Origin of the sequence: Cytobacillus oceanisediminis 2691, assembly GCF_000294775.2 — a bacterium.
Classification (GTDB): domain Bacteria; phylum Bacillota; class Bacilli; order Bacillales; family Cytobacillaceae; genus Cytobacillus; species Cytobacillus pseudoceanisediminis.
The window spans coordinates 1,894,643-1,909,319 of sequence record NZ_CP015506.1 but is presented as its reverse complement, the minus strand read 5'-3'; the positions used below and the strand labels follow the sequence as shown (position 1 = coordinate 1,909,319).

13 protein-coding genes are annotated in these 14,677 nt (G+C 40.4%); all 13 read right to left on the bottom strand.

Features of this window, described 5'->3' with window-relative positions; genetic code table 11:
• Nucleotides 1-4 precede the first annotated feature (4 nt).
• On the bottom strand, nucleotides 5-1,606 hold the full coding sequence (gene fliF, locus A361_RS09695) for a flagellar basal-body MS-ring/collar protein FliF (protein WP_019381761.1): 1,602 nt from the start codon (nucleotides 1,604-1,606) through the stop codon (nucleotides 5-7).
• A 152-nt stretch (nucleotides 1,607-1,758) separates the two neighbouring features.
• Nucleotides 1,759-2,064 carry a flagellar hook-basal body complex protein FliE gene (gene fliE / locus A361_RS09690; RefSeq protein WP_009330762.1) on the bottom strand — a complete coding sequence of 102 codons (306 nt, stop codon included), beginning with the start codon at nucleotides 2,062-2,064 and terminating at the stop codon, nucleotides 1,759-1,761.
• Nucleotides 2,065-2,076: 12 nt separating this feature from the next.
• The gene (flgC, locus tag A361_RS09685) at nucleotides 2,077-2,529 is read right to left on the bottom strand and encodes a flagellar basal body rod protein FlgC (protein WP_009330763.1); all 453 of its coding nucleotides are present in this window, start codon (nucleotides 2,527-2,529) and stop codon (nucleotides 2,077-2,079) included.
• Between the two features lie 2 nt (nucleotides 2,530-2,531).
• On the bottom strand, nucleotides 2,532-2,927 hold the full coding sequence (gene flgB / locus A361_RS09680) for a flagellar basal body rod protein FlgB (protein ID WP_009330764.1): 396 nt from the start codon (nucleotides 2,925-2,927) through the stop codon (nucleotides 2,532-2,534).
• A 429-nt stretch (nucleotides 2,928-3,356) separates the two neighbouring features.
• Nucleotides 3,357-4,136 carry a GTP-sensing pleiotropic transcriptional regulator CodY gene (gene codY / locus A361_RS09675; RefSeq protein WP_009330765.1) on the bottom strand — a complete coding sequence of 260 codons (780 nt, stop codon included), beginning with the start codon at nucleotides 4,134-4,136 and terminating at the stop codon, nucleotides 3,357-3,359.
• Between the two features lie 136 nt (nucleotides 4,137-4,272).
• The gene (hslU, locus tag A361_RS09670; RefSeq protein WP_009330766.1) at nucleotides 4,273-5,676 is read right to left on the bottom strand and encodes an HslU--HslV peptidase ATPase subunit; all 1,404 of its coding nucleotides are present in this window, start codon (nucleotides 5,674-5,676) and stop codon (nucleotides 4,273-4,275) included.
• Between the two features lie 18 nt (nucleotides 5,677-5,694).
• On the bottom strand, nucleotides 5,695-6,237 hold the full coding sequence (gene hslV / locus A361_RS09665) for an ATP-dependent protease subunit HslV (protein ID WP_009330767.1): 543 nt from the start codon (nucleotides 6,235-6,237) through the stop codon (nucleotides 5,695-5,697).
• A 72-nt stretch (nucleotides 6,238-6,309) separates the two neighbouring features.
• Entirely contained in the window at nucleotides 6,310-7,212 is a 903-nt protein-coding gene (xerC, locus tag A361_RS09660) for a tyrosine recombinase XerC (protein ID WP_019381760.1), read from the bottom strand.
• A 64-nt stretch (nucleotides 7,213-7,276) separates the two neighbouring features.
• Nucleotides 7,277-8,584 carry an FADH(2)-oxidizing methylenetetrahydrofolate--tRNA-(uracil(54)-C(5))-methyltransferase TrmFO gene (gene trmFO, locus A361_RS09655; RefSeq protein WP_009330769.1) on the bottom strand — a complete coding sequence of 436 codons (1,308 nt, stop codon included), beginning with the start codon at nucleotides 8,582-8,584 and terminating at the stop codon, nucleotides 7,277-7,279.
• A 247-nt stretch (nucleotides 8,585-8,831) separates the two neighbouring features.
• Nucleotides 8,832-10,907, bottom strand: a complete 2,076-nt coding sequence (gene topA, locus A361_RS09650) for a type I DNA topoisomerase (protein ID WP_009330770.1) — start codon at nucleotides 10,905-10,907, stop codon at nucleotides 8,832-8,834.
• Between the two features lie 499 nt (nucleotides 10,908-11,406).
• Nucleotides 11,407-12,282 carry a DNA-processing protein DprA gene (gene dprA, locus A361_RS09645; protein WP_009330771.1) on the bottom strand — a complete coding sequence of 292 codons (876 nt, stop codon included), beginning with the start codon at nucleotides 12,280-12,282 and terminating at the stop codon, nucleotides 11,407-11,409.
• Between the two features lie 114 nt (nucleotides 12,283-12,396).
• Nucleotides 12,397-13,299: a succinate--CoA ligase subunit alpha gene (sucD, locus tag A361_RS09640; RefSeq protein WP_009330772.1), complete on the bottom strand. Its 903-nt coding sequence runs from the start codon at nucleotides 13,297-13,299 to the stop codon at nucleotides 12,397-12,399.
• Between the two features lie 109 nt (nucleotides 13,300-13,408).
• Nucleotides 13,409-14,569, bottom strand: a complete 1,161-nt coding sequence (gene sucC / locus A361_RS09635; protein WP_009330773.1) for an ADP-forming succinate--CoA ligase subunit beta — start codon at nucleotides 14,567-14,569, stop codon at nucleotides 13,409-13,411.
• Nucleotides 14,570-14,677 lie beyond the last annotated feature (108 nt).

Sequence of the window (14,677 nt, the reverse complement as noted above, 5' to 3'; positions counted from 1 at the left end):
CTCCTTAGTCTTCTGCGATCCAAGTGCGAAGCAGTTTTGCAAAGTCTTCAGGCTTTTCCTTCGCCATTTTTTCCAGCTGCTTGCGTCTCACTGTACTTTCTGTTTCATGCTCTTCATTTACATCCGGAAGATTGAATGTCTCTGCAGTTTGTACTTCCATCTCTTCTTCTTGCTTCTGCCTCTTTCTCGCTTTAACAAAAAGGAAGATTAATAGAACAATGATTAAAAGCAGTACTCCTCCGATTGCATAAATCCACCAAGGAATGCTGGTGCTTGTCTCATTTGTGAACTCAACTTTACCATTGAAAGGCTGTACTGAGACGACAATCTTATCCTGAATTGCCTCATCTGTTAATTCTGCATCAGCTGCAGCATCCTTATTAATGGTTGTACGAACAACAGTCCCAAGTATCTGGGTAATATCATTAATTCTTTCCTGCGGAAGTGATGCAGGATCATCTGCCGTCGGCGGCTCCACCATTACCTGAATGCCTAGGTCTCTGACTTTATACGGGCTTTCGACAATTTCCCTGCGGATTTTATTTACTTCATTATTAATAGTCTCTTCTATCCGTTCATAATCACCGCTTGAATCCCCGGTCGCTACATATGAATCTGTCCCAGCTGGTTCATCGTTTCCTCCCAGCGCCGGAGTTCCTCCTGCCCCTTCGCCATTGCCGGTAAAAGTCTCCGTAATCTTTTGAGCACTGATAGCTATACCTTCCATATTTTCTTCATCAACAGGCGTAACCAGGTTTTCTTCCCTGTTTTCCTGTGTGAAGTCAATATCAGCGGTTACAGATACAACAACCTTATCCTGCCCCATTAAAGTGCCCAGCATATTTTGCACCTGGCGCTGTACATCGCGTTCTATTTCTTTTTTAATTTCGTGCTGTGCTGCAAAAGTGCTTTCTGATGAAGAATTTTGTTTATTTTTTAAGTCAAAATACTCAAAAAACTGATTGGTAATGACGATATTATCAGTGGGAAGATTTGGTATACTTTTCGCAGCCAGGTGATAAAGCGACTGGATTTGCGATTCTTCAAATTGATAGCCTGGCTTGGTGTTAAGAACAATAGAGGCAGATGCTTCCTCCGAAGAATCATTTACAAAGATGCCTTTCTCCGGAAGGTTAATCATTACCTTGGCATCGTTTACTCCATCGATCCCTTTCATCAAATTCGCAAGCTCAGTCTGCATTGCTTCAAGCTTTAGAACATTAAATTCGTTTTCAGTCATACCGATGCCGGCATTCTGGCTGAAAAATGAGTAATCAATGCTTCCGGATTTCGGAATTCCTTCAGCTGCCAGTTCTACCTTCAGAGTATCCACTACCTCTTCAGGTACTTTGATCGTTGTTCCCCCATCTGCAATTTCAGATACAACGCCCCTGGTATCGAGACTTTCTTTGATCGTCCCAGTCTCCGAGGGAGTTAAATTGCTATAAAGAGGAACTAGAGTAGTCCTAGTACTTAGGAATGCGGCAGCCGCAATCAGCAATATACATATCGCAGCGGCACCAATCATAACCGTCTTTTGTTTTTTTGTCCTGCTGCTCCAGTATTCTTTCACTTTACCTATATATCTCTGTAGTGTCTCATTCATTACAATCCTCCGGTTATTCTGTCTAAGCTAATAACCGCCATAACTAGTTTTTAGCTTTAATCATTTTCATTCATGAAAAAATTGAAAAAATCTCACCATAAGTGGATCCTTTCAATTTTTTTAATTTTTATTCCAAGGGAACAGCTGTAAAATTAAACTTGCATTCTCATCGCTTCCTGATAAGCTTCAATTACTTTATTTCTGATTTCCAGTGCAGCCTGCATTGTAATGCTCGCTTTCTGTGATGTAATCATCACCTGGTGAAGATCGACATTTTCTCCCTTTGCTAGCTTTTCAGTCATAACATCTGACTGAATCTGTGCATTATTAATTTTTTCAATTGATTGCTTTAAAACGGACGAAAAACTTTGCTGAGCATCGAATGCTGTATATGTATGAGTCTTTTGATTTTCAGCAGGCTTTAAAGCATTCACTGGCATAAAAGTTACATTATTCATTTAACGTTCTCCTTATTTGCCGATTTCCAAGGCTTTCATCATCATGCCTTTAGAGGCATTAAAAACAGTTACATTGGCTTCATAAGATCTTGTCGCACTAATTAGATCCGTCATTTCTCTTAAAGGGTCCACATTTGGCATTTCAACATATCCATCCTCATTAGCATCGGCATGGGTGGGATCATAAACCATTTTAGTTGGCGTCTCCCGATCTTCTACAATTCTTGATACCTTTACACCGTTTCCTGCAGAGCTTTCGCCTCTTCGGCTCATTGCCATATTTAAAAAAGATGAAAATTGTCCTTCTTTCGGTTCCAATACTACTGATTTCCTTCTGTAGGGTCCATCTCCATTCACACTTCTGGTAGAGTCCGCATTGGCCATATTAGAAGAAATTACATCCATGCGGAGCCTTTGGGCAGTAAGTGCCGATGCTGTGTTATTCATACTATGAAACATAGACATTACTATTTTCCTCCCCGCAATACATTCTGCAGACTAGAAAACTTGCCGCTAACCCGTTCAATCACTGCATTATAGTAAATCTGATTTGTAGCTAATTCCGCCATTTCCTTATCTACATCTACACTATTGCCATTATGATTGTAAGAAGCATTGCGTTTTGTAATTACACCTTGCGCTGAGGATAATCCATTCTTAAAATCGTAATGCCTGATGTCACTTTTGTTTGCTTCCATTGATCCTTCTAGAGCGCTCTGAAAAGCCTCTTTAAAGCTTGCATCTTTTGCTTTATAGTTTGGAGTGTCTGCATTTGCAATATTTTGAGATATTACCTTTTGCTTCAGCGAAGAGTAATCCAATGCTTTTTCTAAAGTTGATATAGTGCCTGAAAACAGTTTCAATCATAACACCTCATATAAAAACAATTTTTATCATGGTAATTATTGTAGAAATTTGGTGATAATGGACAAATTATGTCATCATAAACATTATTGTAATGAATATGAAATAATATGTCTATGAACATAAGGTTAATTTTAATGATTCTTTTGTCCTATTTTCCGCAAATCCTTTAAATATGCTGAAAGTTATATTGATTTATTTCTATTAATTACCAATGGCACATGATTCTTTCTCCCAACTGAAATTCACCTACATCCTCTTCGTGGTTCTTTTGAACTATCTATTATAAACATGGCAAATGCTTATAATGTAAAATAAGTCTAAAATCCTTATAAAAAATGATAAAAATTCATAAATTTACCAACAGCTTATGTAATCTATTTGTAATAAAAAACCCGTCATTTAAGGACGGGTTTTAGAGGACTATATTAGTTAGATTTAAGTTTTTCTAATTCAACCAGAAACTTATCGTTTAGAACTTTGATATAAGTACCTTTCATACCTAAAGAGCGGGATTCAATAACCCCTGCACTTTCCAGTTTTCTTAGAGCATTTACGATTACTGAACGCGTAATGCCTACACGATCAGCAATTTTTGATGCTACAAGAAGCCCTTCGTTGCCATTAAGCTCTTCAAAGATATGCTCGATCGCTTCCAGCTCACTGTATGAAAGTGAACTGATTGCCATTTGTACAACAGCCTTGCTGCGTGCTTCTTCTTCAATTTCTTCAGCTTTTTCACGAAGGATTTCCATACCAACTACAGTAGCACCATATTCAGCAAGAATTAAATCATCATCATGGAACTGTTCCTGTAATCTGGCAAGAATTAATGTACCCAGACGCTCACCGCCGCCGATGATTGGAACAATAGTAGTCAAACCGCTTGCGAAAAGATCCTTGTTTTCAACCGGGAATGCAGTATATTCGCTTTCTACACCCAGATTTGATGAAGTTTCCTGGATGTTAAATAAATTTTTAGTATATTCTTCAGGGAATTGACGATCTGCAAGCATTTGCTTCATACGCTCATTTTCAATTTGCTGGTTTACAGCAAATCCAAGCAGTTTGCCTCTTCGGCTCACTACGAAGATATTTGCTTCGATTACATCACTTAGTGTTTCTGACATTTCTTTGAAGTTAACCGGTTTTCCGGCCGCTCTTTGGAGCATTGCATTAATTTTTCTTGTTTTTGTTAATAAATCCATTGTATTTCCTCCTATTTGCTACAACCATAAACATATATTTTGTTAAGATTAAATAACTTATTACTTCTTGAAGATTCGTAAAAAATTTAAGATTCATTCCTCGTGTACCCTATGACATGGTTCTTTAAACAATGGGTCATAGAATAAACTGGCTTAAATCCTTATTGCGGGAAATGGCTCCCAGTTTCTCCTCAACATACTGAGGGGTAATTGTGATTTTTTCCATTGTGACATCCGGTGCTTCAAATGATAGATCCTCAAGCAGTTTTTCCATGATCGTATGAAGACGCCTAGCACCAATATTATCTGTATTTTGGTTAACTTCGAAAGCAAATTGAGCAATCCTACGAATAGCATCGTCAGAAAATTCAATTTGTATACCTTCAGTTACCAATAATGCTTCATATTGTTTTATTAATGCATTATCGGGCTCAACGAGTATTTTGTAGAAATCTTCAACGGTTAGTTTCGTGAGCTCCACACGGATCGGAAAACGTCCCTGTAATTCAGGAATCAGGTCGGAAGGCTTAGCCATATGGAATGCCCCGGCAGCAATAAACAATACATGGTCTGTCTTTACAGAACCGTATTTGGTTACTACTGTTGAACCTTCTACCACCGGCAAAATGTCTCTTTGAACCCCTTCCCTTGAAACATCAGCTGAAGAACCTCCGCTGTTTTTGCTAGCTATTTTATCGATTTCATCAATGAAAATAATTCCTGACTGTTCAGCGCGGAATACAGCCTCCTGGCCGACTTCGTCCATATCAATCAGCTTTTGGGCTTCTTCATTTGTTAAGATCTTTCTTGCTTCCCGTACAGTCAGTTTCCTTTTCTTCCTTTTTTTCGGCATAAGGCTGCTGAGAGCATCCTGCATATTCATGCCCATTTGCTCCATACCAGAGCCCTGCAGCATATCAAACATGGAAGGCTGCTGCTCCTCTACTTCAACGGTAATTACTTCATTTTCCAATTCGCCAAGAGCAAGCTTCTCTTTTACAATCTTGCGTTTTTCCTGGAGGTTTAAATCTTCTGTCTGATACGTATCCTGCTGCTGATCATTACCTCCGCCAAATAGCATTTCGAGAGGATTTTTATAGTTAGCTGCCTTTTTGGCACCCGGTACAAGCAGTTCAAGTATGCGGCGGTTGGCACTTTCTTCTGCTCTTTCCTTTACACTGGCCATCTTCTCTTCTTTAACCAAACGGACGGATGTTTCTACAAGGTCCCTGACCATGGATTCAACATCCCTGCCCACATATCCGACCTCGGTGAATTTGGTTGCCTCCACTTTAACAAATGGTGCACCGACCAATTTAGCCATTCTGCGCGCAATTTCAGTCTTTCCTACACCAGTCGGGCCAATCATCAGTATATTTTTAGGATTTACTTCATCCCGTAATTTTTCTTCAAGCAAGCTGCGGCGATAGCGATTTCTAAGTGCAACAGCGACTGCTTTTTTTGCATCTTTTTGACCGATGATAAATTGATCCAAACGCTCAACAATTTGGCGGGGAGTTAAATTTGTTCCTTTACCCATGCAACAGCACTCCTTTTATTAGAGTTCTTCCACAATGATGTTGTGGTTTGTATATACACATATTTCCGCAGCCATTTCAAGCGAGGCCTTCGCAATTTCTCTTGCTGACAGGTGTTCGCCTGCAAATCTCTTTAAAGATCTTCCAGCTGCGAGGGCATAGTTGCCTCCTGATCCAATAGCCAGAATTCCATCATCCGGCTCAATCACTTCACCTGTACCGGAGATAAGCAGCAGACTATCCGTATTCATAACAATAAGCATTGCTTCGAGCTTGCGCAAAACCTTATCGCTTCTCCACTCTTTTGCAAGCTCAACAGCTGCTCTCTCAAGGTTTCCATTATACTCTTCAAGTTTTCCTTCAAACATTTCGAATAATGTAAATGCATCGGCTACTGAGCCTGCAAATCCAGCCAGCACCTTACCATTAAATAGCTTTCTGACTTTTCTTGCAGTGTGTTTCATCACAACTGCATTTCCAAAGGTAACCTGGCCGTCGCCGGACATTGCACATTCTCCATTATGATGCACAGCAAATATTGTTGTAGCATGAAATTCGGACATGAAAGACTCCTCCTTTGGAGCATATTGCCTTTGATTTTTTTCTGCAGACTAGTTGGTATTGACTTTCTTTTGCTAAGCCCGCGGATGATGGGCCATATAAGTTTTTTTCAAGTATTCATTCGTAACATGTGTATATACCTGGGTTGATGATAGAAATGCGTGTCCAAGTAATTCCTGAACTGTTCTCATATCAGCCCCATTTGCCATTAAATGCGTCGCAAATGTGTGGCGAAGCATATGGGGATGAATTTTGCCTGTTAAGGAGGATTTCTCGATTATTCTATCCAGTATAGTCCTGATTCCCCTTGCTGTAAGCGGACCACCCCGGGCATTCAGAAACAAATTTTCCTGCACGTTCCCATTGGCAAGCAATTTTTTACGTCCATGGTTTATGTATGTGTCAAGTGCATCCTGGGCAAAGCTTCCGAAAGGGACATACCGCTCTTTACTGCCCTTGCCGCGGACTAGAACCGTTGATAGATACATATCCAGGTCTTTTAAGCGGATTTGGCTGCACTCGCTGACGCGGATGCCGGTTGCATACAATAGTTCAAGAAGTGCCTTATTTCTTTGCCCTAGAGGAGTGCTGGCTTCACAAGCATTGAAAAGCTGCATCATTTCCGCCTCATAGAAAAATTCCGGCAGCTTTTTCTGCGCTTTCGGAATCGAAACAAGTGCAAAAGGATTTTCAGCGACTTTTTCTTCTCTGAGCAAAAATTTAAAAAAGCTCCTTAAGCTTGATATTTTCCTGGCAACTGACTTACGGGACATTTTTTTATCGTAAAGTTCAGTAAGATATATCCTGACATCCTGATATGCGACTTTGGTTAAATCAGCAATGGCTTGTTCAGCCATGAACATAAAAAATTCACTAATATCATGCTGGTAATGCTCAATAGTATATTGTGAATAATTTTTCTCAATTTGTAAATATTCAATAAACAACTTTAAAGAAACGTTCACATTTTCAGACATTAAATGTTCACCTCGCAAGGGCTACTAAATAGTATCACAACTCAGCAGCCCAACGCAACATAATTTACAAATTTTTCACAAAGTTCTGAATTGTTCCTAATGCTCTCTCCGCATGCTTCTCATTTCTTTCTTTTTTTCCTCTGATTTTTTCAGGAAGTTCAGGAAACAAACCAAAATTAGCGTTCATTGGCTGGAAACTTTTCGGGTTAGCAGTGGTAATATAACGCGCCATGCTTCCAATCGCTGTCTCATGAGGAAACTCTATAGGATCTTCTCCTTTAACAAGCCTTGCAGCATTGATGCCTGCCACAAGTCCGCTGGCAGCAGATTCAACATACCCTTCAACCCCTGTCATTTGCCCTGCAAAGAACAAATCATCCCGGTTCTTGAATTGATATGTTGCGCGCAGAACTTTTGGAGAGTTGATAAATGTATTCCGGTGCATAACGCCATACCTTACTATTTCAGCATTTTCGAGACCAGGAATCAAGCGTATTACTTCTTTTTGCGGCCCCCATTTCAAATGTGTCTGGAAACCTACAATATTATAAAGAGTTCCGGCAGCATCATCCTGTCGAAGCTGAACAACTGCATATGGCCTTTTTCCTGTTTTCGGATCTTCTAAACCTACCGGCTTCATCGGGCCAAAGAGCATTGTTTTCTTTCCCCTGTTTGCCATGACCTCTATTGGCATACAGCCCTCGAAAAAGATTTCCTTTTCAAATTCCTTTAATGGAACTGTTTCGGCCGTGGTAAGAGCCTCATAAAAACGGTCGAATTCTTCTTCTGTCATAGGGCAATTCAAATATGCCGCTTCTCCCTTATCATACCGTGATTTCAAATAAACTTTATTCATATCGATTGAGTCTTTTTCTAATATTGGAGCAGCCGCATCATAAAAATATAAATAATCTTCTCCGGACAGCTCTTTTAATTTTCCGGATAGGGCTTCACTTGTCAGCGGTCCAGTAGCAATTACAGTTGGCCCTTCCGGAATATCTGTCACTTCTTCGTTGATTACCGTTACATTCGGATGATTTTTGACTTGCTCTGTAACACGAGCGGCAAAATCATGCCGGTCAACTGCCAATGCGCCCCCAGCAGGAACGGCACTGCTGTCAGCTGAATGAATGATAACAGAATTCAGCTTCCGCATTTCTTCTTTTAATACACCAACTGCATTTGTTAAAGTATTTGCACGCAGAGAGTTGCTGCAGACAAGTTCTGCAAATTTATCTGTGTGGTGGGCAGGAGTCTGCCTTACTGGCCTCATTTCATAGAGCTTTACTTTTATTCCCCTGCTGGCCAGCTGCCACGCGGCCTCACTGCCTGCTAATCCCGCTCCTATTACATTTACTGCTGTATCTTTCATAAAATGAACCTCCATATATACTTATGATGACGATGTCATGATTAATTTATATTTTTTAAAAACAGTCTCTCTTACTTTACCCTGTTCTTATTCATTTTGCCATTTTACAATACGATTTAAAAATAAAAAAGTTTCGTGAACGATTTGAAGCTAATATACTTTGAAACAAACCAAAAGGAATACACCGGCTGGAAGTATTCTGGATACACATCCCGCAATAGAAAAGAGTGAGCATTTAAGCCCACCCTTAACTTTGCTTTTCTTCCTTATAGTCGCATTCAACACACTGAACCTGGACACCTTTTTTGAGTTTTTTCTCAACTAGAAGGTTATCGCATTTAGGACAGCTTCTTGGCAGCGGCTTATCCCATGAAATAAAGTCACATTCAGGGAATCTGTCACAGCCGTAGAAGATCCTGCGTTTTTTGCTTTTTCTTTCTATAATATTTCCTTCTTTGCACTTCGGACACTTCACACCAATATCCTTTACAATTGGTTTGGTATTGCGGCAGTCAGGGAAATTGCTGCATGCCATGAATTTTCCATAGCGCCCCATCTTGAACACCATTGGATTTCCGCATTGCTCACAATCTTCACCTGCAGGTTCATCCTTAATTTCTACTTCCTGCATTTCTTTTTCCGCTATCTCAAGATTCTTTTCAAAATCTTTATAGAATTCATCAATGATCTGTACCCAATTGACCTTGCCTTCTTCAACATAGTCCAGGTCCTTTTCCATCTTTGCTGTAAACTCGATATCAAGGATTTCAGGGAAGAATTCCATGATCAGCTCAAGAACAATTTCCCCCAGTTCAGTCGGAATAAAACGTTTGTTGTCCAGAGCAACATAACCCCGTTTTTGAATTGTGTCAAGAGTCGGAGCAAAAGTGGATGGCCGCCCAATTCCCTGTTCTTCAAGTGTTTTTACCAGCCTCGCCTCAGTATACCTTGGAGGAGGCTGAGTGAAGTGCTGTTTGGGTTCGATGTCTTTTTTAAGGACTTCATCCCCTTCTCTTAGGTCTGGGAGCATATTATCTTTTTCCTCTGACTGATCATCTGTACCTTCAACATAGACTTTCATAAATCCAGGGAACTTCACTTTTGAGCCTGTTGCCCTGAAGATCACTTCTCCATTCTTTAAATCTACACTCATTGTGTCCATAACAGCTGGTGCCATTTGGCTTGCAACAAAGCGTTCCCAAATGAGCCTGTATAATCGAAGCTGATCACGCGACAAGTATTCTTTTAAACTTGCAGGCGACCTTAGTGTGCTTGTCGGGCGGATGGCCTCATGGGCATCCTGGGCGTTGCTGTTTTTCTTTTCTTTTTTCTTTTCACCCTGCAGGAATTCTTTTCCGTAAGAATTTTGAATATAATCTGCTGCTTCATTTTGCGCAATTTCAGATATGCGTGTTGAATCAGTTCTCATATAAGTAATTAAACCAACAGTTCCTTCTTTGCCGAGGTCAATTCCCTCATAAAGCTGCTGTGCAAGCATCATGGTTTTCTTGGCACGGAAATTTAATTTCCTTGCAGCTTCCTGCTGAAGTGAGGACGTAGTAAAAGGGGCGGCAGGATTCCGCTTTCTTTCCTTCTTGGTAACCGATGCCACCTTAAATTTATTGCCCTTCATTTTACTTAATATATTTTGAACATCGCTTTCAGACTTCAATTCCACTTTTTCATTCTCCAGCCCGTAAAAAGCTGCATCAAAGGCTGTTTTTCCTTTTAGGAACTCTCCGTCAATGGACCAGTACTCTTCTGGTATAAAGTCCTTAATTTCCTTTTCGCGGTCGATAATCAAACGGACTGCAACAGACTGTACTCTGCCCGCACTTAATCCTTTTTTCACTTTCTTCCATAATAATGGGCTGATATTATAACCGACTAACCGATCAAGCATCCGTCTTGCCTGCTGGGCATCAACAAGATCCATGTTGATTGGCCTTGGATGCTTAAAGGATTCTTTAATGGCATCTTTCGTAATTTCATTAAAAACAACACGGCAGTCCGAAGTAACGTCCATGTCCAGGCTATGTGCCAGATGCCATGCAATTGCTTCCCCTTCTCTGTCGGGGTCAGCCGCGAGATAAATTTTCTTGGCTTTTTTGGCCGCTGACTTAAGTTCCTTTAAAACTGGGCCCTTTCCACGAATGGTTATGTATTTTGGTTCAAAATTATTTTCCACATCTATGCCCATTTGGCTTTTAGGAAGATCCCTGACATGTCCCATGGAAGCTTTAACTTTATATTTTTTTCCTAAATAACGCTCAATCGTTTTTGCCTTTGCAGGTGACTCAACGATTACAAGAAACTCTGACATCAGTAGTCCTCCTTGAGAGGGATTTTTAAACATTCAGGCAAAATCATCTTTGAATGCTGCATTTTTTACATGCTAAACTTGCCTGCTTTCATTTATCAATAACCTATATTAAACAGCCTCTGGGTTGGATATTTACATCCTGAGGAGCGGCTTAAGTGTCTTATAGCATAATTGAAGTAATATTGCTTATTCTTCGCCAGCTTGCTGATATCATCAGCTTTACTGCTTGAGTATTGAAATATTCATTATTATTCTACATTCTATTCAAGTTTGTCAAACTTAAGCGGAATATTTCCGCAACCGTTTCCAAGAAAATATTCTAAAGCGAATAAAGAAGCAGACTTTTTCTTTCCATAATACCTGTTGCAAAATGTATAACAGTTTTAATAGAATTTCAACCTTTTTGTAAAAAATCCTTTAAATTAACACATTTAAAATGAGCTGAAGTAAGAAAAAGGAGCACTTAATCTATAGCAAGGCTCCTATTTCATTTTCCTGATTAGTAAAGGAATTCTTCTAAGATCTCCTCAGCTGATTTTACCAATTTAGCGCCTTGCTGAATTAATTCATTAGTTCCCCCAGAGAATGGGCTAAAGATATTTCCAGGGACTGCAAAGACTTCTCTTCCTTCATGAACCGCATAATTTGCTGTAATAAGAGAGCCGCTTTTGCTTTTAGCCTGGATTATCAATGTGCCTCTGCTAATGCCGCTGATGATTCGGTTTCTCATTGGAAACTGCCATCTCGAGGGTCTTGTGGCTGGCGGATATTCAGAAATAACCAGCTGATTTTTCATCATTTCATATGCTAGCCTTTGATTAGCCTGAGGATAAATATGGAACAGCCCGCCAGCTATGACACCAATTGTTTTCCCTTTATTTTTGATTGCTTCCTTATGCGCAATGGCATCAATACCAGCTGCCAGCCCGCTTACAATAATAACTCCTTTTTCGATAAGCTTTGGAAACATGTATTGAATGGCTTTTTCTCCATACTCTGTTGCCTGTCTGGAACCGACAACGGCCAGGTGAGTTCCGCTATTCAGAAGACTGATATCACCTCTTGCATAAATAACCCATGGCGGCTGATACGTTTCTTTTAATAGAATCGGATATTCCTTATCAAAAATTGTAATGGTTTTAATGCCATTTGGTGAATATTGGCGAATTTGTTCCTGGATTTGATCTGAATGAAGATCTTGGAGTACATTTGAAAGAGAATCTTTGGTGGTGAATAACTGGGGTATTATTCGAAAAAGGGTATGATTATACATACAATTTAATTGGGGATCTTTCTTAAGAATGTTATAAATCATCTTCCAGCTCATTCCTCTGCAATGATGGAGATGGGTGAGCCTCATATTAAATTCATTCATGGGGAGCCTCCTGAATTTTTTTATAAAGCGGGGTATGTGCGGGGATAAACCGATTTGGCAATGCAGAAATAGTCCCTCAAACAGAGGGACTACTCTTAAGTTATTTAAATAGGATTAATGAGTTTTACACTGATCATAAAGGCCTTTTTCTTTTAAAACCTTTATCAGGGTTTCACCCATTACGGATGGAGTATCTGCTACTTGAATACCGCATTCATTCATAACACGGATTTTTTCATCAGCTGTTCCTTTGCCTCCTGAAATAATTGCGCCGGCATGGCCCATACGCTTACCTGGAGGTGCAGTGCGACCGCCGATGAAGCCTACAACAGGCTTAGTCATGTTTGCTTTAACCCACTCTGCAGCTTCTTCTTCAGCTGTTCCGCCGATTTCACCAATCATGATTACAGCATAAGTTTCTGGATCTTCATTAAATGCTTTTAATACATCAATGAAGTTTGTTCCGTTAACCGGGTCTCCGCCGATACCAACAGCAGTGGACTGGCCGATTCCAGCCTGTGACAGCTGGTGTACCGCTTCATATGTCAATGTTCCAGAACGGGAAACAACCCCAACATGACCTTTAGTATGGATATATCCAGGCATAATGCCGATCTTACACTCATCAGGAGTAATAACACCAGGGCAGTTAGGACCTACAAGGCGAGTCTTCTTGCCTTCCATATAACGCTTAACTTTAACCATATCCAATACAGGAATATGCTCGGTGATACAAATGGCAAGATCCAATTCTGCATCTACCGCCTCAAGAATAGCATCTGCAGCAAATGGAGCTGGAACATAGATAACGGAGGCATTGGCACCTGTAGCCTTAACTGCTTCCTCCACAGTATTGAAGACAGGAACACCTTCTACTTCAGTACCGCCTTTACCAGGAGTTACACCGCCGACAATTTGCGTTCCGTATTCAAGCATTTGCTTAGTATGGAAAAGGGCTGTTGAACCAGTAATCCCTTGAACTATAACTTTAGTATCTTTATTAATAAATACGCTCACGTTAATTCTCCTTTCTGGTCTAAAGAGTGCCATTCTGTACTCAAAGGTCATAAGCAAAATGGATCCCCCCAAATGCCTTAGACACTGAACGGCCGCTCATTTTTGATTCCTAGCCTACTAAAGAAACGATTTTTTGTGCGCCGTCAGCCATTGATTCAGCCGCAATGATATCGATATCGGATTCAGCAAGGATCTTCTTGCCCAATTCAACATTTGTACCTTCCAGACGTACAACTAAAGGCACAGTCAAGCCTACTTGCTTCGCTGCTTCCACTACGCCAGTGGCGATGACGTCGCACTTCATGATTCCGCCAAAGATATTAACAAAAATACCTTTTACGTTTTTATCAGAAAGGATGATTTTGAAAGCTTCAGTAACCTTTTCAGCAGTTGCACCGCCCCCAACATCAAGGAAATTGGCCGGGTCTCCGCCATAGTGTTTGACGATATCCATAGTAGCCATCGCCAATCCTGCACCGTTAACCATGCAGCCGATATTTCCATCAAGGGAAATATAGCTCAGGTCATATTTGGATGCTTCGATTTCCTTTGCATCCTCTTCTTCAAGGTCACGAAGAGCCATGATGTCCTTTTGACGGTAAAGAGCATTTCCATCAAAGTTCAGCTTTGCATCCAGAGCCATTACCTTGCCGTCTCCAGTTACTACTAATGGATTGATTTCAGCGATAGAGCAATCTTTTTCAATGTAAGCTCTGTATAAGCCCATCATGAATTTAACAGCTTGTCCGACAAGCTTTGATGGGATATTGATATTAAAAGCGATTCTGCGCGCCTGGAATGCTGTTAAACCAAGCACAGGATCAATTTCTTCCTTGAAGATTTTTTCAGGCGTCTGTTCAGCTACTTCTTCGATTTCTGTGCCGCCCTCTTCAGAAGCCATTAAAACTACGCGTGACGTTGCGCGGTCCAAGACTAGACCAACATAATATTCCTTCTTAATGTCACAGCCCTCTTCAATCAGTAAACGCTTTACTTCCTTGCCTTCCGGGCCTGTTTGATGTGTAACAAGTGTTTTCCCCAGGATTTCACTTGCATATGTACGAACTTCGTCAAGATTTTTGGCAACTTTTACACCGCCAGCTTTACCGCGTCCTCCGGCGTGGATTTGTGCTTTTACCACACATACCTCAGTGCCAAGTTCTTTAGCAGCTTCAACAGCTTCTTCTACTGTAAATGCCACTTTTCCGTTCGGAACTGCGACCCCGTATTGTCTGAGGACTTCTTTACCTTGATACTCATGTATATTCATTTCCCATCCTCCTATCTAACTCTTCAAAAAAATAACTGCGCTTTCATTTTATAAAATGACACAACCCTTGTCTACCATTTACTCTAAAATATTATATTTCTTTAAAAA

Excerpts from the sequence above, each read along its gene's own strand:
- fliF (WP_019381761.1), bottom strand. The coding sequence starts at position 1,606 with ATGAATGAGACACTACAGAGATATATAGGTAAAGTGAAAGAATACTGG.
- fliE (WP_009330762.1), bottom strand. The coding sequence starts at position 2,064 with ATGAATAATGTAACTTTTATGCCAGTGAATGCTTTAAAGCCTGCTGAA.
- flgC (WP_009330763.1), bottom strand. The coding sequence starts at position 2,529 with ATGTCTATGTTTCATAGTATGAATAACACAGCATCGGCACTTACTGCC.
- codY (WP_009330765.1), bottom strand. The coding sequence starts at position 4,136 with ATGGATTTATTAACAAAAACAAGAAAAATTAATGCAATGCTCCAAAGA.
- hslU (WP_009330766.1), bottom strand. The coding sequence starts at position 5,676 with ATGGGTAAAGGAACAAATTTAACTCCCCGCCAAATTGTTGAGCGTTTG.
- hslV (WP_009330767.1), bottom strand. The coding sequence starts at position 6,237 with ATGTCCGAATTTCATGCTACAACAATATTTGCTGTGCATCATAATGGA.
- xerC (WP_019381760.1), bottom strand. The coding sequence starts at position 7,212 with ATGTCTGAAAATGTGAACGTTTCTTTAAAGTTGTTTATTGAATATTTA.
- trmFO (WP_009330769.1), bottom strand. The coding sequence starts at position 8,584 with ATGAAAGATACAGCAGTAAATGTAATAGGAGCGGGATTAGCAGGCAGT.
- topA (WP_009330770.1), bottom strand. The coding sequence starts at position 10,907 with ATGTCAGAGTTTCTTGTAATCGTTGAGTCACCTGCAAAGGCAAAAACG.
- dprA (WP_009330771.1), bottom strand. The coding sequence starts at position 12,282 with ATGAATGAATTTAATATGAGGCTCACCCATCTCCATCATTGCAGAGGA.
- sucC (WP_009330773.1), bottom strand. The coding sequence starts at position 14,569 with ATGAATATACATGAGTATCAAGGTAAAGAAGTCCTCAGACAATACGGG.